Annotated in this window: 20 protein-coding genes and 1 pseudogene; 13 read left to right on the top strand and 8 right to left on the bottom strand. The window is 40.5% G+C overall.

Features of this window, described 5'->3' with window-relative positions:
• Nucleotides 1-24 precede the first annotated feature (24 nt).
• The 3 genes from typA (at nucleotide 25) to SNE26_RS16765 (ending at nucleotide 2,873) form a co-directional block, all read left to right on the top strand.
• A complete protein-coding gene (gene typA / locus SNE26_RS16775; RefSeq protein ID WP_114938920.1) occupies nucleotides 25-1,836 on the top strand; it encodes a translational GTPase TypA in 1,812 nt (603 codons plus the stop codon).
• 96 nt (nucleotides 1,837-1,932) lie between these two features.
• Nucleotides 1,933-2,544 carry a DUF1801 domain-containing protein gene (locus SNE26_RS16770; protein WP_321555077.1) on the top strand — a complete coding sequence of 204 codons (612 nt, stop codon included), beginning with the start codon at nucleotides 1,933-1,935 and terminating at the stop codon, nucleotides 2,542-2,544.
• 32 nt (nucleotides 2,545-2,576) lie between these two features.
• A complete protein-coding gene (locus SNE26_RS16765; RefSeq protein ID WP_321555076.1) occupies nucleotides 2,577-2,873 on the top strand; it encodes a YciI family protein in 297 nt (98 codons plus the stop codon).
• A gap of 3 nt (nucleotides 2,874-2,876) precedes the next feature.
• Here the strand turns inward: SNE26_RS16765 and SNE26_RS16760 are convergent, their stop codons facing one another.
• Nucleotides 2,877-3,962 (bottom strand): alpha/beta hydrolase-fold protein, encoded by a 1,086-nt coding sequence (locus SNE26_RS16760; protein WP_321555075.1) that lies wholly within the window; start codon nucleotides 3,960-3,962, stop codon nucleotides 2,877-2,879.
• A gap of 180 nt (nucleotides 3,963-4,142) precedes the next feature.
• Here SNE26_RS16760 and SNE26_RS16755 point away from each other — a divergent pair.
• Nucleotides 4,143-4,283, top strand: a pseudogene (locus SNE26_RS16755) (peptide-methionine (S)-S-oxide reductase); the annotation flags it as partial.
• Between the two features lie 226 nt (nucleotides 4,284-4,509).
• Nucleotides 4,510-5,529, top strand: a complete 1,020-nt coding sequence (locus SNE26_RS16750) for a hypothetical protein (RefSeq protein WP_321555074.1) — start codon at nucleotides 4,510-4,512, stop codon at nucleotides 5,527-5,529.
• On the opposite strand, the gene mtgA is transcribed toward SNE26_RS16750, so the two are convergent.
• The 4 genes from mtgA to rpsF form a co-directional block, all read right to left on the bottom strand.
• Nucleotides 5,509-6,180: a monofunctional biosynthetic peptidoglycan transglycosylase gene (gene mtgA / locus SNE26_RS16745; protein ID WP_373695602.1), complete on the bottom strand. Its 672-nt coding sequence runs from the start codon at nucleotides 6,178-6,180 to the stop codon at nucleotides 5,509-5,511. The genes SNE26_RS16750 and mtgA overlap by 21 nt on opposite strands.
• Nucleotides 6,181-6,386: 206 nt before the next feature.
• Nucleotides 6,387-6,830: a 50S ribosomal protein L9 gene (gene rplI, locus SNE26_RS16740; RefSeq protein ID WP_091166691.1), complete on the bottom strand. Its 444-nt coding sequence runs from the start codon at nucleotides 6,828-6,830 to the stop codon at nucleotides 6,387-6,389.
• A gap of 15 nt (nucleotides 6,831-6,845) precedes the next feature.
• Nucleotides 6,846-7,109 (bottom strand): 30S ribosomal protein S18, encoded by a 264-nt coding sequence (gene rpsR, locus SNE26_RS16735; protein WP_022833472.1) that lies wholly within the window; start codon nucleotides 7,107-7,109, stop codon nucleotides 6,846-6,848.
• Nucleotides 7,109-7,477, bottom strand: coding sequence for a 30S ribosomal protein S6 (gene rpsF / locus SNE26_RS16730; protein WP_121224209.1), 369 nt, complete (start codon nucleotides 7,475-7,477; stop codon nucleotides 7,109-7,111). Before rpsF ends, rpsR begins: the two co-directional genes overlap by 1 nt.
• 169 nt (nucleotides 7,478-7,646) lie before the next feature.
• On the opposite strand from rpsF, the gene SNE26_RS16725 reads away from it, so the two are divergent.
• From SNE26_RS16725 to SNE26_RS16705, 5 genes are all read left to right on the top strand, one after another.
• The gene (locus SNE26_RS16725) at nucleotides 7,647-9,995 is read left to right on the top strand and encodes a hypothetical protein (protein WP_321555073.1); all 2,349 of its coding nucleotides are present in this window, start codon (nucleotides 7,647-7,649) and stop codon (nucleotides 9,993-9,995) included.
• A 31-nt stretch (nucleotides 9,996-10,026) separates the two neighbouring features.
• Nucleotides 10,027-11,451, top strand: coding sequence for a hypothetical protein (locus SNE26_RS16720; protein WP_321555072.1), 1,425 nt, complete (start codon nucleotides 10,027-10,029; stop codon nucleotides 11,449-11,451).
• Between the two features lie 22 nt (nucleotides 11,452-11,473).
• A complete protein-coding gene (locus SNE26_RS16715) occupies nucleotides 11,474-11,968 on the top strand; it encodes a hypothetical protein (protein ID WP_321555071.1) in 495 nt (164 codons plus the stop codon).
• 77 nt (nucleotides 11,969-12,045) lie between these two features.
• Nucleotides 12,046-12,285: a hypothetical protein gene (locus SNE26_RS16710; protein WP_321555070.1), complete on the top strand. Its 240-nt coding sequence runs from the start codon at nucleotides 12,046-12,048 to the stop codon at nucleotides 12,283-12,285.
• Between the two features lie 197 nt (nucleotides 12,286-12,482).
• Nucleotides 12,483-14,273 (top strand): DNA polymerase III subunit gamma/tau, encoded by a 1,791-nt coding sequence (locus SNE26_RS16705; RefSeq protein WP_321555069.1) that lies wholly within the window; start codon nucleotides 12,483-12,485, stop codon nucleotides 14,271-14,273.
• A gap of 61 nt (nucleotides 14,274-14,334) precedes the next feature.
• Here the strand turns inward: SNE26_RS16705 and SNE26_RS16700 are convergent, their stop codons facing one another.
• The gene (locus tag SNE26_RS16700; RefSeq protein ID WP_321555068.1) at nucleotides 14,335-14,769 is read right to left on the bottom strand and encodes a hypothetical protein; all 435 of its coding nucleotides are present in this window, start codon (nucleotides 14,767-14,769) and stop codon (nucleotides 14,335-14,337) included.
• A gap of 83 nt (nucleotides 14,770-14,852) precedes the next feature.
• Nucleotides 14,853-15,563, bottom strand: a complete 711-nt coding sequence (locus tag SNE26_RS16695; RefSeq protein ID WP_321555067.1) for a hypothetical protein — start codon at nucleotides 15,561-15,563, stop codon at nucleotides 14,853-14,855.
• Nucleotides 15,564-15,775: 212 nt separating this feature from the next.
• Here SNE26_RS16695 and SNE26_RS16690 point away from each other — a divergent pair, with 212 nt between their 5' ends.
• From SNE26_RS16690 to SNE26_RS16680, 3 genes are all read left to right on the top strand, one after another.
• On the top strand, nucleotides 15,776-17,005 hold the full coding sequence (locus SNE26_RS16690) for an NADP-dependent isocitrate dehydrogenase (protein ID WP_321555066.1): 1,230 nt from the start codon (nucleotides 15,776-15,778) through the stop codon (nucleotides 17,003-17,005).
• Between the two features lie 138 nt (nucleotides 17,006-17,143).
• Nucleotides 17,144-18,124 carry a type I phosphomannose isomerase catalytic subunit gene (locus SNE26_RS16685; protein ID WP_321555065.1) on the top strand — a complete coding sequence of 327 codons (981 nt, stop codon included), beginning with the start codon at nucleotides 17,144-17,146 and terminating at the stop codon, nucleotides 18,122-18,124.
• Between the two features lie 25 nt (nucleotides 18,125-18,149).
• Complete coding sequence (locus tag SNE26_RS16680; protein WP_321555064.1) at nucleotides 18,150-18,620, top strand: hypothetical protein; 471 nt, start codon at nucleotides 18,150-18,152, stop codon at nucleotides 18,618-18,620.
• Between the two features lie 49 nt (nucleotides 18,621-18,669).
• On the opposite strand, the gene SNE26_RS16675 is transcribed toward SNE26_RS16680, so the two are convergent.
• On the bottom strand, nucleotides 18,670-19,077 hold the full coding sequence (locus tag SNE26_RS16675) for a response regulator (protein ID WP_321555063.1): 408 nt from the start codon (nucleotides 19,075-19,077) through the stop codon (nucleotides 18,670-18,672).
• Nucleotides 19,078-19,083: the final 6 nt, after the last annotated feature.

Here is a 19,083-nt window from a genome sequence, read left to right as displayed (position 1 = left end):
CGCCAAATTTAGAGAGGCATTTTCATGCAAAAAATCAGAAATATTGCGATCATCGCGCACGTTGACCACGGTAAAACTACTTTGGTTGATAAAATCCTGCACAGCTGTGCCATTTTCAGGGACAATGAGCAAACCGGAGAGTTAATCCTTGACAACAATGACCTTGAACGTGAGCGTGGTATTACCATCGTTTCAAAAAACGTATCTGTAAGGTATAAAGATGTTAAGATCAACATTATTGATACTCCTGGTCACGCCGACTTTGGTGGCGAGGTTGAGCGTGTATTGAAAATGGCCGATGGTGTGTTGTTACTTTGCGACGCTTTTGAAGGCGCTATGCCTCAAACCCGTTTTGTAACGCAAAAAGCTTTGGCTTTGGGCCTTAAGCCAATTGTGGTTGTAAACAAAGTTGATAAAGAGAACTGCCGTCCTGAAGAAGTTTACGAACAAATTTTTGAATTATTCTTCAACCTTGAAGCTACCGAAGAACAACTGGACTTCCCGGTTATCTACGGTTCATCAAAACAAGGCTGGATGAGCACCGATTATAAAAAACCAACAACGGATATTTTCCCGTTGATGGATGCAATTCTGGAAAACATTCCTCCGGCCCCTATTGCCGAAGGTACTTTACAAATGCAGATCACCTCGTTAGATTATTCATCTTTCGTAGGCCGTATCGCTATCGGTCGTGTAGCCCGCGGTACCATCAAAGAAAACCAGCCGGTATCATTGGTAAAACGCGATGGCACTATCCAAAAATCAAGGATAAAAGAACTTTATACCTTTGAAGGTTTAGGTAAGGTAAAAGCTACCGAAGTTAGCTCAGGCGATATCTGTGCTGTAGTAGGTATTGAAGGTTTTGATATTGGTGATACCATTGCCGATTTTGAAAACCCGGAACAATTAGAGGTTATCAAAATTGATGAGCCAACAATGAATATGTTGTTCACCATCAATACTTCACCTTTCTTTGGTAAAGAAGGTAAATTTGTTACTTCACGCCACCTGCGCGATCGTTTGTACAAGGAGATGGAGAAAAACCTGGCGCTTAAGGTTGTTGAAACCGAATCGCCTGATTCATACCTGGTTTATGGTCGTGGTATCCTTCACTTATCGGTATTGATTGAAACAATGCGTCGTGAAGGTTACGAATTGCAGGTTGGCCAGCCGCAGGTTATCGTTAAAGAAATTAACGGTGTTAAATGTGAGCCGGTTGAAACCCTGATTGTTGACGTACCGGGCGATGTTGCCGGTAAAGTAATAGAGCTGGTAACACAACGTAAAGGAGATCTGTTGATCATGGAGCCTAAAGGCGACTTGCAGCACCTTGAGTTTGATATCCCTGCGCGCGGTATCATCGGTTTACGTAACAACGTATTAACCGCAACAGGCGGCGAGGCTATCATGGCACACCGTTTCAAAGCATATGAGCCTTGGAAAGGCCAGATCCCGGGCCGTTTAAATGGTGTATTGGTATCAATGGATACCGGTAAAACTACTGCTTTCGCAATTGATAAATTACAGGACCGCGGCAGGTTCCACGTTGATCCGGGAGTTGATATTTACGAAGGACAGGTTTTGGGCGAGCACATCCGCGATAACGATTTGGTTATTAACTTAACCAAAGGCAAGCAGTTAACCAACATGCGTGCATCAGGCAGCGATACCAACGTGCGTATTGCCCCGGCCATCAAATTCTCGTTAGAGGAATCAATGGAGTATATCCAGGCCGATGAGTACATTGAGGTTACACCGCAAAGCATCCGTTTACGTAAAATTTACCTTAACGAAAACGAACGCAAGATCAACGCTAAGAAATTTACCAGTCAATAATATTAGGTAAACAGTATATGAAGCCCTTCGGTTAACCGGAGGGCTTTTTTGTTGCACAATTTTGCCGGAGCTATTGTAATCGCTAACTTTAATTATATGGAACATTACGATAACCGGGTTGATGCCTACATCGAAAAATCGCCCGAATTTGCAAAGCCAGTTTTAAACTACCTGAGGGCTGTAGTGCATGAAGCCTCGCCTATGATAATTGAAACCATGAAATGGAGCATGCCATTTTTTGACTATAAAGGTGTGGTATGTAATATGGCGGCTTTTAAACAGCACTGCTCGTTTGGGTTTTGGAAGGCATCTTTATTGTATGATCCTCAAAAGGTATTGAGCCTGGCCGATCAGGCTGCCGGAAGCTTTGGCAGGTTAACCAGTATTAATGATCTGCCGCCCAAAGAAGTGCTGATAGAATTTATACAGCAGGCGATGGCCCTAAATGAAGATAATAAACCAAGACCTGCCTCATTGAAGAAAACGCCCGCCCAGCGCGACGAGCTGGTAGTGCCGGATTACTTTGTGAAGTTTTTAGAAGCCCACCCGCAAGCCTGGTTAAATCTTAACCAATTCAGCTACTCGCAGAAGAAGGAATATATTGAATGGATAACCGAAGCCAAAACCGAAGCCACCCGCCTTAAGCGCATGGAAACTGCCGCCGAATGGCTTACCGATGGTAAATCGAGGCACTGGAAGTATAAATAAATTCTATATGGTAATATTAAAACTTAATGCCTATGTTTTTCATCGATCTTAAGTATATAGCCCCTCTTGAAGAGATTGATGCTTATATGGAAGTCCATGTGAAGCATCTTAATAAATATTATGATGAAAAGGTATTTGTTGTTTGGGGCCCGAAAGTGCCGCGCAAGGGTGGGGTAATCCTGGCCTTTGCAAGCTCAAGGGAACAAATAGAGAAGGTAATAACCGAGGATCCGTTTTACAAGCATAAGCTTGCTGAATTTATTGTCACGGAGTTTTTAACGCCCGTGTACCACCCCGATTTAATGGCGTTACTGGAGGGGGCAGAATAAGGTTTAGTTTACCTTATCCAGCCTCGTCGGTTTTTCATTTGGAAAGTTGAAAAGCATGTACATCTTATTGCCCTCTGTATGGAAAGTTATATCGGCGCGTTCGTTCTCATACATGAAGAATGATGCTTTTGCGTACGGTGCAATTACCATAGGTATTGCATTATTTTGGACGAAGTATAGCTTGCCCTTAGCAACGTAAATCTTGAATTTGTTTTTAGCGTCGCCGGCTATCTGATAATTGCCTGTGTATTGTTCCAGTTGCTTTACAGGTATATCAATAGCCTTATGTTGTTTGCAATAGGCAAATTTTATTGCATTTTGCATTACCTGGGCCAGCGCGGCGCCATGCCCTGCATTTGGGGTAATTGCGGTAGTAATATCAAGCCCTTTGCAATGCTGGTTTTCCATGTAGGCCTTAAAATCCTGAATATTTTTAGTGGTTAAAAGCTCAAAAGAGCCTACGCCTAAAAACACCCTGCAGTTAATGTCATGGTTATTGGCAAAGTATTTCTTAGCGGAAGGGATCAGTTCACTGCCACTGTTGCCGGGCGCTCCTATAAAGATCATGTTAAACAGATTAGGGTGTTCAAATAATACCATGGTAGTAAACATGCCGCCAAACGAATAGCCGTATAGCGCTTTATTATCGCTTACACGGTACTTGTTTTGTATAAACGGTATTACCTCCTGTTCAATAAACGAGATGAATTTTGGCCCGCCGGTTGCTGGGTTCAGGTCGCGGCTGCGCTGGTTAGGGCGGTTGCCGTAACCAATGCCTACAATAAGCGCTTCGGTGGTTTCATAATCCTGTCTTAACATGTTGAAGCAATTCATGGCAACGGTCATGTTCCAGTCGCCATCGGTCATATATAGCACCGGGTACTTGGTTTTGGTGGTATCATATCCCGGCGGAAAGTGTACATAGATGGTATAGTCCTCGCCAATAACTTTTGAGCTGTAATCCCATTGAACCATGTCCTTATCAGTGAAGGGAGTGGGGGAGCTGCTTTTAACCTGGCAATAGCTAATGTTTGCAAAAAAGACAAAAGCCAATAAGGGGAGGCTGAGCTTAAGTGATTGTTTTAACATGGCGATGTGGTTTATTATAAATGTAAGATAACTTTATTATACAAAAGGTTACACTATTGCTATAAAATAATGCCGTCAGGTTTGAACTTAAAGCTGTGTAAATAATGACTGAAAGAATACAGATATCATTCATTTATCTTTTGCCATTTACCCATTTGTGGCCTACCTTTATTTTTTAAATGGCCAGGAAAAATCGTTACCGAAGTAGTGCCGGCAACTGATTTTTGGATTGCGGAGGCTGAACACCAGGATTACCTTCAAAAAAACCCTTATGGTTACACCTGTCACTTTGAAAGGCCTGATTGGAAGTTAGCTGATTAACTAAAAAGACGTTAACCCGGATACCGGTCGAACTTTAGCGACAGTGTAACTTCGACCCAAAATGGGTTAAGCTTTCAGCTTAACTGACTAATAGTTACAGGCTATGGGTTTATAGGTGCAGTAACTCCGGAAGCAGGATGCTTCCATTGTTTTAGGACGAAGTTACGCTGGCGCTAAACTTCGACTAGAATAGATTTTAACGTCGCCCCGTATTTGTGTATTTTTATTGAATAAACCTAAAACAGTGATTTATTTCGTATTAATTCTTTCGTTCTTTTTAGTACTAATTCCAACGGTCATTTCTTATAGAAAAGACCGAACAAATGAGGCCGCGATTGTTTTAGCAAGTGCAATAATAGGGGCTTTTTTAAGTCTTTGTACGGGATATTCTGCTCACAATCAATCAGTAAGAAATTCAGATAGTGCCAATGCCTGGAATGCTCGGTTTGTAAACCTTCAGACAAAAACCTTAGATACAGCAAATACAATTATTGATTCGTTAAAAATAGCCGTAACCAATTCAAGGAAATTAATAAAATCAAATGACACCCTTTTAACGGGCCAAAATACTAATCTCAAAAAATTAGATGATCAATTAAAACTAAGTACCAAAATTCAAAAAAACGTTAACGCCTCAAGTAAAAAATTCATAAATGCGCTGGCGAAGACTTCAGAAAAGATAAATAATAATCTCACTGGTGGTAAAGGGTTTTGTAAAATACTTATTAATACGGTTGGAACCCAGTCCGCTGAAATGGGTATCGTTAATTTATCGGACAATGCAATTCCTAATGTTAAAGTATCAGCCGAATATTATTCAAAAAGTGAAAAATGTCCTTTTCGAATTATTCACGGTTATACGATTTACGATTCTCTTTGTATAATGCGAAATATTGGTGAAGTAACAATACCGCTGATAAATATCAGGGACACGATACCTATGATTGGCTCACAATATTTTATTGGAAATACACAACCTGAAGCTAAATTTATCATCAGGTTTAATTTACCCAATCAAATATATTGGCAGTTGTTGATATTCAGAGTAGATGGATTTAAAATTCGCCAAGCGTCTGTATTACTCAAGGTCGAAAATAACCGACGAAATATTTTTTATTACGAAAATAGTTTTTCAAAAACTTTCAACTGGAATGCCGCTTTTCCCCGGTCGTTGGACTTCATAGCCAAAAATCTGTCAACTATTAAGGAGGATGACGGAAGTGGCCTAAAAATCCAAAGGCCCTAACCTGCGCATATTTTTCATGATCAGGTATTGCCTGTGCCTCAAATATTTGGTTGGGTTGGTAGCCGACCATTTTAACGGGCTCGGGAAAATCACTGCTATGGCGGCAGCTTCCTGCCGGGTTAAATCGGAAGCCGGTTTGTGAAAATAGGCCTGTGAAGCGGCTTCAACACCGTAAATGCCATCACCCATTTCAATTTCGTTCAGATAAACCTCCATGATGCGTTTTTTGCTCCAAAAGGTTTCTATCAATATGGTAAAATAAGCTTCGATGCCTTTACGGAGTATGGAACGTCCTTCCCAAAGGAAAACATTTTTGGCTACCTGCTGTGATATGGTGCTGCCGCCAATCAGTTTTTTGCTATGCGAGTTTTTTTCGATGGCTTTTTCGATGGCGTTAAAATCGAAGCCGTGGTGCTCCAAAAAGGTCTGGTCTTCGGCAGCAACGGCGGCGCGTTTCATATTGTCCGAGATCTCGTCAAAATCCTTCCATTTTTTATCTATCTTCCAGTCTTTACCTGCCGATTTGCGCTGAAACCCACGCTCGATCATTAACCAGGTAAAAGGAGGATTTATAAAACGGTAGCCAATTACACCCAAAAGGCTTAAACCAAAAAACAGGATGAATATTAGTTTAAAAATCCTGAATATCAATTTAGGGATGCCATAAAACTTTGAATCCGATTTTGAATTCCGTTTGCCCGACTTTGATTTTTGGTTGTTTTTGCCGAAGAATTTGAACACTGTTATAAAATATTTCCTGATAAAAGAAGAGGGTGCTTTGCTTTAGCAAAACACCCTCTAAAATTCTAAATTTTTTCCAGAAATCCGAAATCTAAAATCCGGATTCCGAAATATAATTATTCCGCTACTACTGCAAACGGAACCTGTACTTTAACTTCTTTGTGCAGGTTGATGTTGGCAACGTACTCACCAACAAATTTTGGCTCCTGGTCAAAAGTGATACGACGACGGTCAACTTCAAAACCTTCTTTTTTCAATGCATCAGCAATTTGGATAGTGTTGATAGCACCGAAGATTTTGCCTGTTTCGCCGGCTTTGGCACCAATGTTAAGTTTAACGCCTTCTAAACGGGCTGCAATAGCATCAGCATCCTTGCGGATTTTTTCTTGCTTAAATTGAGCTTGTTTAAGGTTTTCGGCTAACACTTTACGTGCGCTTTCAGTAGCTAATATGGCGTAGCCTTTTGGTAAAAGGTAGTTACGGCCATAACCTGGTTTCACATTTACGATATCGTCTTTATCACCCAGGTTTTTTACATCTTGTTTTAAAATAACTTCCATTTCTTAAATCTCCTATTATTTTAATGAATCTGTAACGTAAGGTAATAAACCGATGTGGCGTGCGCGTTTAACTGCCTGGGCCACTTTACGCTGAAACTTTAATGAAGTACCGGTTAAACGACGTGGTAATACTTTACCCTGATCGTTAATGAACTTTAATAAAAAGTTTGCGTCTTTGTAATCAATATACTTGATACCGTTCTTTTTGAAACGGCAGTATTTTTTACGGTTATCCTCCACTTTTGGAGCGGTAACGTATTTAATTTGTTCGTTAGCCATTAGTTTGCTGCCTCCTCTGCTTTAGCTGCTGGTTTTTTGTTAAAAGCACCGCTACGTTTTTTGTCATTGTAAGCAATGGCATGTTTGTCCAAAGCAATGGTCAGGAAACGCAAAACACGCTCATCGCGCCTTAACTCTATCTCCAATTTATTAATTAATTCACCCGGAGCCTTAAATTCAGTTAAGTGATAGTACCCTGTAGTTTTCTTTTGGATAGGGTACGCTAATTTTCTCAAACCCCAATTATCCTCCTGGACAATTTCGGCTCCGCCATCAGTAAGAACTTTGCTGTATTTGGCATTTGCCTCTTTAGCAGTCTCTTCTGAAAGCAACGGGGTTAGAACGATCACGATTTCGTACTGTTGCATTATACTTGATTTTTAATTATTTACCCGCTATAACGGGGCTGCAAATGTACAAATAGTTTTTTACACCTAAAAGCTTTTGCAGTGATATTTTAAAAAATTGTTTTTTATGTTTAAGTTGTTGTTAATAAGTATTTTACTTATTAACTTTAGCATACCTAATCTTATTATTATGACAACACGTTTATCAAACGGGTATTTAAAAAAAATCCCCTTATTTTTTACGTTAACACTGCTGGTAGCTACGGCTGCCGCTCAAAAAAAAGTAGCCTCAAAAACTCCCGTAAATACGGTAACTATCGCTCCCGGACCTGTAAATGCAATAGAAACGGCTGTGGATTATACCGCTCCGGCAGCCGGAGCGTCAGGAACGTTATACAGCGTTATTGATGTTCCTTTTGTTATTGCCGGCCCAATGCCCCAAAAGGATGTTTCTGTAAAACTAACGCTGCAAAGTTTTAGTCCGGCAAACCCGCAATTTCTTACTTCATCGGGCGTTTCGCAAACAGATAATGAAGTTATACCCAGAGAGCTTTTTAACGGAAGTAAAAAAGTAATAACCCTGCCTGTGCGCATCAGGTTTAATGGTGTGCCGGATATGGGAGGGGACGCATATATAAAAATAGATAAACAGGATAAGGCGTTTTTTAAAGTAACTTTTGATAAGCCGCTGACCGCCCCGGATAATCGTAAAGCAGGCAGCGGTGCGAAGAAAGCAAATACGGCCGCAAATGTAAAATCATCACAACCAATTGCGCTTGTGGATACTGCATCCTCTTTTGATTTGGATACTTTGCGCGCTAACTCAATTACAACAATCCCGGTAACCCTATACCTGATGCTTGCCAAAGGCGTTGGAAAAAGCGGTGACTTTAATGGCGCTATTAAGCCTTTAGCGGGTTTGCAAAGCCTGGAATTAAAGAGTAGTACGTTTAAGGTGCATATAGATAGTACCGATTGGGACGAGGCGGCCGATATCGTGATTACAAAAAACATTGAGGTTGATGTGAAGCAAACAGCCCTTGTTACACAGGCGCAAGACCTTAAGCTCACCATAAAAGGTATCCCTGGTACGCATACGCTTAAAATAAAACCCTATAAAACAAAGGGTAAGGATGATTTGCTGAAATTAATAGCGTCAGGAAATGCACAGATTGTAGGCCATAATACAACAATAATTACCCGCGAATCCCCGTCGCCGGTTAATTTGCTTGATACCGTTATGGTTACTGTAAAATTATCGGGTGAATATAGTGCCGAACATAACCGGTTGGTTTTTAGTTTATTGGATACAACGCTGTCTAAGCATTTTCAGATTTTGGAAAACCCGATTGAAATATCTGAAACTGAATGGAATAATGCTCTAAAAGCAGATTTTGTTAGGGATAAAAAAGATACGACAAAAAAGATAGAAACTAAACAAGCGGGGCTAATTACTATTCCAATTCACATCAGATCGGTAAACATTAGCGATTCGTTAAGCAACATAGAGCGGGTAGATATCATAATTAAAGGGCAAAAGCAAGCCTTAAGAGGTAGCCAGAGGATTAAATTAAATACCGTTGATAAACCATTTTGGGCCGAGATAGGAACAAATTTTGATTTGCTTGATAAAATTCAAACCAATAATTTTTATGCGGGTGTGTATATGTTTGATAAAGACATTGCAAGGATAGGATGGGAGTGGACTAAAGGAGCATTAAAAAGGAAAAAGATAGGTGAGAACAATCTGAGTTTTACAGCAGGTGTTTATGAAACGCAATCAATAAGCTCAGGTGCCGTATCAGATAGATTTGATTTTAAAAGCGCTGTTTCTCCTAAATTAGATTCGGTTGGAAATATAAAATCCTATTCATTTAACAGAGATACAGGAACCGTAAGCACCGTTACCAAAATTAAGAGCATAGGGATCTTTTTTTCTCCGCACCTGCGTTTAACCAGCAGTAAAACAGAAGACAAAGGGTTACATATTTTTGTTTCGGCACATTTTGAGATGCTTTGGCAGCGAGTTACATCATCTCTTGATTATTCAAAAACCAGTACGCTTTATAACGTTACGGATACCCTGGCTCCGCCTTTAAATTATGATAAAATACCTTACAAGCAAAAGGCATTCGATTTTGATTTCCGGTCGCATTATATAGGGTTGGGTATCCCATTATATATCAAGGAAACAAATTTTAATTTATATGTAAACTCCGTTTTTGGTACATCAACACAACGTTTTGTGGTTGTTGATAAAACCGGTCCTGCAAAAACCGGGCAATACAAGCCTCTGGTTCAGGAGGGCGTATATGATGATTTATTGAATTTTTCCCAGCCGGAAAAACGGTGGAACATGTTTTACCTGTTTCAGTTCAGGCTAAACGAAGTAGCTTATGGCATCACATTCAGTGGCGAAATAAGAGGGCTTTTTCTTAACAGGTCAAAACCGGTAGTTACATTGGCCTTAAGCAAAAAGTTTAACCTGTCGGGTTTGTTTAAACCGTTGGTGGCGCCCTATGGGGGGGCTTCCAATTAGTTCTGAAGTAGTACCAACAATTTTCGTATACATGCACAAAAACTCAAAGCCCAATCCCGCCGAAGTATTGAACAATGCAGTAACACCAGACAATATCAACTGGGTTACCGAAAATACCGCTATGCTTATAGTGCATGGTATCGGCAACCAACTGCCTATCGAAACGCTCGATCATTTTGCAAGAGGGTTTGTAAAGCGATATCGCAAGGCATATGGCGAAGACATTTCCTTAAGCCATGAAGTAGTTACTAAGACCGGAGATAATGGTGTTTGGTTTGATAATGTTTTACGCATACACTACGAGGGCAGCAAACACTTTATTGATATTTACGAATACTATTGGGCTAATTACACAGAAGACAAAGCCAGCTGGAGCGATTTAAATAAATGGTTGCAGGGCGTGGTGAACGGGGCAGAAAAGTTTTACAAAAGAAACGGGCAGATAGGTAAGCAGTATAAAGACAAAAGCCCGTTTTTTGATACCCGAACAGGTGATTTTAAGGTTGGTATTTACCGCTTATTTATATCGGTAGTTTCAAAAATATTTTTGGCTGTTGATTTATTGTGGCGATTAATTATCTGGCTTGTTTCACTCATTCCTTTTCTTGGGAAACTGGCCGATTCTATGCTGCAGTCATATGCTGATGGTGTGGTTCATGATCTTACAAATATATTGGCCGATGTAGCCGTATACAATGTAGTTGACCCCAAATCGAAATTTTATGACGTGAGACGCCGAATTCAGGATGGTGCGGTAAAAGCATTAACCTACCTGATCGAGCGCCCGGCTTATTCAGGTTTTGATATAAAAGAGTTTACCAATAAATGTAAAGAGAATAAACTTTATAAGAACAAACGCGAGCAAGATGAGTTGGACCAGGAATTTGAACGGGAGCTTAAAAAGCAAGAGTTGTATTATCCCTCAGTAATAATTGCAGGGCACTCACTGGGCTCGCAGGTCGCTTATGATGCGATCAATAAATTAAACCTGCTTGTGAACATGGGCGGCTTGCTCAATTATAATGAAAACGGTAAATGCAAATTTAAAAACGGTAATGCAATTGAAAACCAATTGCGCGGTTTTATAACATTTGGGTGCCCGTTGGATAAGATAGTATTCTTCCTGCGCGAAAATGCGCCGGATGATGAATACCTGCGGCAACAAATTTTAGATAACTATCACGGTTTTAAACAGCGCCCGCTTGATTTCGATAATAATGAGCAAACCAACAAACAATATGTAGAGGTTTCGTGCGGATTAAAGAAGGTGCTTGACAATATACCCTGGCGAAATTATTACGATAATAAAGATTATGTGAGCGGAGGCCTTGATTATTATACCGGTTTAACTAATATCGATTGCCGGTTTAAAGCAGGTACATTCGGTTTTACCCATGGCAATTATTGGAACTGCGACGGCTTTTATGCAGATATAATTTATCATTATTTAACATAGTTTAATACAAAACCTAAACCGTATGGCTGCAAACGAAATTAACGATTTGGTTAACACCGATAATCAGGTGAGTGAATTAAAGGAATTTATCAAACAAAGCAAAACATCGGCAAAATTTAGTGCCAACGCTGCCGTTACTTTTATATTGCTTGGGATAATTATATTTTTTATTCCGGGCTGGCCTAAACCGGAGGGGGTAACTTTTATAGGCTCATTAACATTGTATCTGAATAGCGGAATCGGGAAGTTTGTGATCGCATCTTTAATTGAAATAGCCGCCATTTTTTTTATATCAGCATACAAAAGAAACCTGAAGCAGATTAATATTTACAATAATGAACTTATCGTTTTACGTGATTTAAATATAGCTTTAAACATTTGTAATTATGCCCCAGCAACCGACTTCGACAAAACGGAAATTGTAGATGATAGACGTATAATTACAAGGCATAAAAGCCAGCGGTCAAAGATGCAGCAAGCAGTAATTGAGGCCTTGTTAAACAGATGTGGTAAATAGAAGTTTTTTTAATAAAAACAACATTTTTCTTAAAACTTATGGCATAGCTTATGGTTTATTTAAAAAACTCATAAGCTATGCAACCTGCAACTATTCAAGCTGAAAAAGGAACAAGTTATCCGCTTACTTTCGATGAGATCCTGATGTACGGGGGAGGGGATGACCCTCTTGAGGGCGACTGGGACGACCAGGAGGATGAAGACTTTGACGATATACTTGAGGATAAAGAAGACCTGCATGAAATACAGGTTGATAACGATAAGAGCGAGCCCGACCCCGAAGATGATGATCATTTGCCCGATGATGATTTGCAATAAACAGCAGGGGTATTAAAAGTAGGGCAAGGGAACGGAAATAATTACCCATCTGCCTTATTCTTTTGTCCAGATGTTCTTCGCCGAGCGGATATGGGTTTTGTTTTATCTGGCAGATGGTGAATGCTTTGGTACCGGTGTTCAAAATTTTAGCAAAAGCGCTCTTTCACTAAACCTATTTTCTCACTACCTTAGCACTTGTGGATAATTTCATTGTTTCGGCCCGTAAGTATCGCCCGGCTACTTTTGAAACCGTTGTTGGTCAGCAACATATAACCAATACGCTCAAAAACGCTATAAAAAATAACCAGCTGGCACAGGCATTTTTGTTCTGTGGCCCGCGTGGTGTGGGCAAAACTACCTGCGCACGGATCCTGGCAAAAACCATTAACTGTACCAATTTACAGCCCAATGGCGAAGCTTGCGGCGAATGTGCTTCATGCAAGGCCTTTGAAAACGGAAATTCTTTTAATGTTCATGAGCTTGATGCTGCTTCAAACAACTCTGTTGATGATATCCGCAGTTTGATTGAGCAGGTGCGGATCCCGCCGCAGGCGGCACGTTACAAGGTTTATATTATTGATGAGGTGCACATGTTATCGCAGGCAGCGTTCAATGCTTTCCTGAAAACGTTGGAAGAGCCGCCCCATTATGCCATATTTATATTAGCTACTACCGAAAAACATAAAATCCTGCCAACCATTCTTTCGCGCTGCCAGATCTTTGATTTTAACCGCATCAGGGTTGAGGATATGGCTGGTCACCTGGCATCAATTGCCGGCAAGGAAAGCATAGGTTATGAACCCGACGGCCTGCATATCATAGCCCAGAAAGCCGACGGAGGTTTGCGCGATGCCCTTTCGATGTTTGACCAGATCGTGAGCTTTTCGGGTGGCAAAGTTACTTATCGTTCGGTTATCGATAACCTGAACATACTTGATTATGATTATTATTTTAATGTAACCGAAAGCCTGCTTAAGGAAGATACCGCCAAAGTATTATTATTTTTTGACGAGATCCTTTCACGCGGGTTTGATGGTGCGCATTTTATAGCAGGCCTGTCTGAGCACTTTAGAAACCTGTTGGTTGGAAAGGACCAATCAACATTAAAACTGCTTGAGGTGAGCGAGGGAATTAAAACAAAATACCTGCAGCAATCGCAGCAGGCATCGGTGTCGTTTTTGCTCTCGGCCATGAATATTGCCAACCAGTGCGATATTAGTTATAAGCTCAGTAAAAACCAACGGCTCCAGGTTGAACTGGCGTTACTCAAGATGTGCCACCTGCCATCGGTGTTTAACCTGGCAACCACGCCACTCACTGTAACTTCCGCGACTGACGGGGGATTAAAAAAAAAACCTGATACCTCAACAGTAACGCCTGTTAACGGAGCGCAGGCAAGCTCTGCTGTAACTATAGTGAGCGAAGCTGCACCGGTATACAGCGCCCCCCCCAAAGAGGTTATAACTCCATTTGTACCGGTAAAAGAAACAACATCACCTGCTGAAAAGCCTAAGGTGGTGATGCCTTTACGAAGTACGCTCACGCCTTCATTAACGGGGGAGATTAAAACCCAGGAAGCGTTACTTGAAGAAGAAGACCCGTATTTAAAAGGCGAGGATAAAGAGGATTTTACCATGGATGCCTTTTTGCAATGCTGGAGCGATTTTGCTGCATTTGCAAAAAAGGAAGGTAAAAAAACTTTGCTAACCGTTCTTACAGCCGGCGCACCGCGCATGCTAAAGCCCTATGTTTTTGAAGTAATAGTAGGCAATATGGTGCAGGAAAATATTTTCAGGGATGAAAAGCCTGTCATGCTTAATTACCTGCGCAGTGCACTTAAGAATTTTACTATAGAAGTAAACGCCAGGGTTGATGAGCAAAAAGTAGTACGCAAACCTTATACTGCGCCCGAAAAGTTTCAACATATGGCAGCACGCAACCCGGAGTTGCTGGAGTTAAAAAGCAGGTTTAATCTCGACTTTGATTAAATTGGATTGACTGTTGAGTTGCATAATTAATTAAAATTCACAACTCAACAGTTAACAAAAATTATCTCAGGGGTTCCCTGTCATTTTTGGGATATCCTTCTTCGTCAAGGTCGTCCCGGTCATCTTCTGGGGTGTGAGAAAGGGCGGCATCAACCGGATCAATCTCAACGCTCTCTCCGTTATCAATGTGCATTCCCAGTTCATCTACATCGGTTTCAAGCGAACGGTCTTCATCAAACTCGCCGTCAACGTCATAGGGGTTGGCCTCATCATAGGTGGAGTTAAAATCCCCGCCGTTTTTTGCGGTAGTATGATACGGATCGGGATGGTCATAATCCGGGTCGTCGCTTTTGACATCGTATTCGTAGCTGTTATCGTCTGGATTATAGCTCAGGTCTTCCTTATCAATGGTTTCGCCCAGTTCATCTTTCAGGTTTTCGTCGCGATCAGGCAGATCATCATTGAAACCTGCATCGTCTATTTGATCGTTGTTCATAGGTTTGTGCTTTTATTATATAAATATACGCAGTAAAAATCCTGCCAAAAAGCAAATCAAACAAAAAAAGATTTAACCCAAGCTTAATAATGGATTTGTTTCCGGTAAGATGTAACGCCGCCAATGGCAAATTTAAAACCTAATGTAACTTGCGAATATGCATCATTATGCGCACCGGCAACGTAGGCGTCAAGGTTATCGCCCATAATAAAGTTGTACTGATAACCCAGGTCAATTTTAACGGCAGGCTGGTTATAGCTGTTAAAAAGCTTAAACTCATAACCCAACCTTACCGGTATAAATATTTCATTTGTTTTAGGTTCGTAGGGTAATACCTGGCCTTGCTCAAATAAAAGCGCATCATCTGTTCTGTACACAACATTATTATTAATGTATCCTAATCCCGATGACAGGTAAAGATTTTTAAAAGCATTGGCTATCGCACTTCTCGAGTAGTCAATTAATTCGCCTGCCTGTACCTGCACCCTGAAAGAATAAGCGCTGAAATGGTTTTCAAATTGTCTTTGTGTACTGGTAGCCGGCGAACCGCCTTTTAAACGGCCTACCTCTACATTAAATACATAATTTACAAACGGGCCTTGATTGTAAGTGAAGTTAAGGTTTATTGATGGCGTTGTTTTTAAGGTTTGCACATCGGTGGAACTGGCCTGGTTGATACCTGCGGCAAAGCCAACATCATATTGTGCATAATCAAAGCCTATTTGGGCTTTGGCTAAAAAAGATACAGAACACAACAGGATTATAATGGAGGTTTTTAGTATAGATTTTATCATAAATAAACGGCAGCACCTGTTTAAAAGGAGCTTGTTTTATGGTAAGCGTTTTAATTTTATAAAAATAGCACCAAAGTTTATAAAAACAACAATACCGGTGCTAATAATTGTCATTATAACGAAATCTATAATTTTTCATTGCATCATTTGGCAAAATTGATAAAGTCAATTTTATATATTTGGCCGTTTGTATAACAAAAACCACATCAGGCATGTCAAAAATAAAAGTAGAGAATCCGGTAGTTGAACTGGATGGAGATGAAATGACCCGCATTATCTGGAAATTCATCAAAGACAAATTGATTACCCCGTACCTTGATCTTGATATTAAATATTACGATCTGGGTATCGAGTACCGCGACCAAACCGACGATCAGGTAACTATTGACGCAGCTAACGCTATTAAACAATACGGCGTTGGTATTAAATGTGCTACTATTACTCCCGACGAAGCAAGGGTGAAAGAGTTTGGGTTAAAACAAATGTGGAAATCGCCAAACGGTACTATCCGTAACATATTGGATGGCACTGTTTTTCGTGAGCCGATTGTTATGGCCAATGTACCCCGCCTGGTACCTAACTGGACAGCGCCTATCTGTATTGGCCGTCATGCTTTTGGCGATCAGTACCGCGCTACCGATTTCTTAACCAAAGGTAAAGGTAAGCTTACTGTTAAGTTTACACCTGAAGATGGCAGCCCTGAGCAGTCATTTGAAGTGTTTAACTTTAAAGGTGACGGTGTTGCATTAACCATGTACAATACTGATGAATCTATCAAAGGTTTTGCTCACGCCTGCTTTAACCAGGCATTAATGAAAGGCTGGCCTTTATATTTGTCAACCAAAAATACCATTCTTAAAAAATATGATGGCCGCTTCAAAGATATTTTTGAAGAGATCTATCAAAACGATTACAAACAAAAATTTGACGCTGCCGGCATTACTTATGAGCACCGTTTAATTGACGACATGGTTGCATCGGCCCTGAAATGGAACGGTAACTTTGTTTGGGCTTGTAAAAACTATGATGGCGACGTACAGTCAGATACTGTAGCACAAGGCTTTGGTTCATTAGGCTTAATGACTTCAACCCTGGTTACTCCTGATGGTACTGTAATGGAAGCTGAAGCTGCCCACGGTACTGTAACCCGTCACTATCGTGATCACCAGGCCGGTAAACCAACCTCAACCAATCCAATTGCATCTATTTTTGCATGGACAAGAGGTTTAGAGTTCCGTGGTATCCTGGATAAAAACACTGAACTGATCAACTTCTGCAAAGCTTTGGAAGAAGTTTGTATTGAAACCGTTGAAAGCGGCAAAATGACCAAAGATTTGGCCATCACCATTAAACCAAAAGTGGAACACGGTACCGATTACCTGTACACCGAAGAGTTTTTAGCTGCAATTGACGAAAACCTGAAAAAACGCTTAGGTAAATAATTGCCGGGCATTTTAAATATGGAAAAGCTCATACATTATGTATGGGCTTTTTTTGTTATACAATGTGCCAGGTAAACCAATTTAGCATTTTCAATTGTCTATTTAACTCCTAACTTAGCGGTCAAAATATACAACACTATGTCGGCATTATATCCATTAAAATTTAAAACCATATATAAAGACAAGATATGGGGCGGTCAGAAGATCAAAACCTACTTGCATAAAGATTTTGGCGCTTTACCCAATTGCGGCGAAACCTGGGAAATATCGGGAGTGAAATCTGATGTTTCGGTGGTAGCTTCGGGCGCCCTGGAAGGTGAATCATTAGCCGATTTATTAGAGCAATACAAAGACGAACTGGTTGGTAAAAAGGTTTATGACCACTTCGGCAACATCTTCCCTTTACTGGTAAAATTTATTGATGCCAATGATGATCTTTCGGTACAGGTGCACCCTGACGACAAGTTGGCGAAGGAACGCCATAACTCGTTCGGTAAAACCGAAATGTGGTATATCATTGAAGCTGATCCGGGTTCGACACTGATTACCGGTTTTAACCAGGAAATGACCGAAGAAAAATATGTTAATGCTTTAAACAGCGGCCATATCATGGATATCCTTAACAAAGAGGAAGCTGTAGCCGACGATGTTTTCTTTTTACCCGCAGGCAGGGTGCATACTATTGGCAAAGGTTTGTTGATTGCCGAAATTCAGCAAACATCCGATATCACTTACCGTATTTACGATTTTGACCGTGTTGATGATAAAGGCAATAAACGCGAGTTACATACCGAAGAAGCCCTTGCCGCTATTGATTACAAGCATTATCCCGAATATAAAACCCAATACGAGCCTAAAAAGAACGAAACTGTAAAGCTGGTTACCTGCCCTTATTTTACTACCAATGTGCTTGATTTTGATGAAAGCACATCGAAAGACTATTCGGCCCTTGACTCATTTGTGATCCATGTTTGTGTTGAAGGCGGCTATACTGTAAAATATAACAATGAGGCTTACGCCGTTAAAATGGGCGAATGCATCCTGTTACCGAAAAGCATCGATAAAGTTGAGCTGGAAACAACAGGTGGTTTTAAAATATTGGAAAGCTATATTGAATAATAGCACTCTGTTGTTACCTGCATTTATGAAAAAACAAATATATTTTTTAAGCCTGGCCATAGTAGCATTGCTTGCCGGTAATGCCTGCAAAAAAGAAAAGGGTGAACCTATAAGCGTTTATGCCGGTAAGTATTCGCTGATATCAGAAACGAATATAAACATCACCACCGGTCACTCTGATACCTATACAAACACCGTATCGCCGTGTATAAGTGATAGCCAAACTAACCTGAAAGGCGATGGCACATGGACGGCCGCCTATGTAGGCGCTGAAGATTGTTATGTTTCAAGGACTGATAATGGTTACACTATTATTGGGCAAAAGGGAGCGTCAGCTTCGGGCACCTGGGTGCAAAGCGGTAGCCGGATAAAATTTACTTTGTCCAATAAATCTGTTTCATACGGTGTAGTGAGCAATGTAGGCGGAAAAGTTCAACTTACATTTAAAGATACTTCTCAATACTTTATTTCTACTTCGGTATTAATGAAGCAATAAAAAAACGGAGCCTAAGGCTCCGCTTTTTTATACATTCGTTGACTTGTAGTTAAACGTTGTCAAAAACTTCTTTTAACTGATTTGTTCTTATAGGTTTGAACAGATAGTCGGAAACTTCAGAAATATTTTTAGCCCGGTAGATATCGTTAAGATCTACTGATGAGCTCACGATATAAACAGCGATCTTTTTCCCCGTTTGGGGTTTTATTTTCGCAAATTCAAGCATAAACTCCCATCCATCCATAACCGGCATATTAATATCCAGTAATATTACATCGGGTAAGTTATTATGATCTTCGTTTGCTTTTTTTAATGCGCAAATGGCTTCTTCTCCATTTACAAAATGGCTTAATTGGGTATTCAGTTCCTTTATGCTTATTAATTTTTTTAGGCCGTAAACGTAAATACTATCATCATCCACAATCCAGGTTTTAGCCGGACTTCGCTCTGTAATCATCTATTG

This window comes from Mucilaginibacter sp. cycad4, assembly GCF_034263275.1.
Classification (GTDB): Bacteria; Bacteroidota; Bacteroidia; order Sphingobacteriales; family Sphingobacteriaceae; genus Mucilaginibacter.
The sequence above is the reverse complement of the archived record's forward strand: the minus strand, read 5'-3'. Positions and strand labels throughout refer to the sequence as shown.

What these genes read in the sequence shown, in the direction of transcription:
- typA (WP_114938920.1), top strand. Translation starts at nt 25, where the DNA reads ATGCAAAAAATCAGAAATATTGCGATCATCGCGCACGTTGACCACGGT.
- SNE26_RS16770 (WP_321555077.1), top strand. Translation starts at nt 1,933, where the DNA reads ATGGAACATTACGATAACCGGGTTGATGCCTACATCGAAAAATCGCCC.
- SNE26_RS16765 (WP_321555076.1), top strand. Translation starts at nt 2,577, where the DNA reads ATGTTTTTCATCGATCTTAAGTATATAGCCCCTCTTGAAGAGATTGAT.
- SNE26_RS16760 (WP_321555075.1), bottom strand. Translation starts at nt 3,962, where the DNA reads ATGTTAAAACAATCACTTAAGCTCAGCCTCCCCTTATTGGCTTTTGTC.
- rplI (WP_091166691.1), bottom strand. Translation starts at nt 6,830, where the DNA reads ATGGAAGTTATTTTAAAACAAGATGTAAAAAACCTGGGTGATAAAGAC.
- rpsR (WP_022833472.1), bottom strand. Translation starts at nt 7,109, where the DNA reads ATGGCTAACGAACAAATTAAATACGTTACCGCTCCAAAAGTGGAGGAT.
- rpsF (WP_121224209.1), bottom strand. Translation starts at nt 7,477, where the DNA reads ATGCAACAGTACGAAATCGTGATCGTTCTAACCCCGTTGCTTTCAGAA.
- SNE26_RS16725 (WP_321555073.1), top strand. Translation starts at nt 7,647, where the DNA reads ATGACAACACGTTTATCAAACGGGTATTTAAAAAAAATCCCCTTATTT.
- SNE26_RS16720 (WP_321555072.1), top strand. Translation starts at nt 10,027, where the DNA reads ATGCACAAAAACTCAAAGCCCAATCCCGCCGAAGTATTGAACAATGCA.
- SNE26_RS16715 (WP_321555071.1), top strand. Translation starts at nt 11,474, where the DNA reads ATGGCTGCAAACGAAATTAACGATTTGGTTAACACCGATAATCAGGTG.
- SNE26_RS16710 (WP_321555070.1), top strand. Translation starts at nt 12,046, where the DNA reads ATGCAACCTGCAACTATTCAAGCTGAAAAAGGAACAAGTTATCCGCTT.
- SNE26_RS16700 (WP_321555068.1), bottom strand. Translation starts at nt 14,769, where the DNA reads ATGAACAACGATCAAATAGACGATGCAGGTTTCAATGATGATCTGCCT.
- SNE26_RS16695 (WP_321555067.1), bottom strand. Translation starts at nt 15,563, where the DNA reads ATGATAAAATCTATACTAAAAACCTCCATTATAATCCTGTTGTGTTCT.
- SNE26_RS16690 (WP_321555066.1), top strand. Translation starts at nt 15,776, where the DNA reads ATGTCAAAAATAAAAGTAGAGAATCCGGTAGTTGAACTGGATGGAGAT.
- SNE26_RS16685 (WP_321555065.1), top strand. Translation starts at nt 17,144, where the DNA reads ATGTCGGCATTATATCCATTAAAATTTAAAACCATATATAAAGACAAG.
- SNE26_RS16680 (WP_321555064.1), top strand. Translation starts at nt 18,150, where the DNA reads ATGAAAAAACAAATATATTTTTTAAGCCTGGCCATAGTAGCATTGCTT.
- SNE26_RS16675 (WP_321555063.1), bottom strand. Translation starts at nt 19,077, where the DNA reads ATGATTACAGAGCGAAGTCCGGCTAAAACCTGGATTGTGGATGATGAT.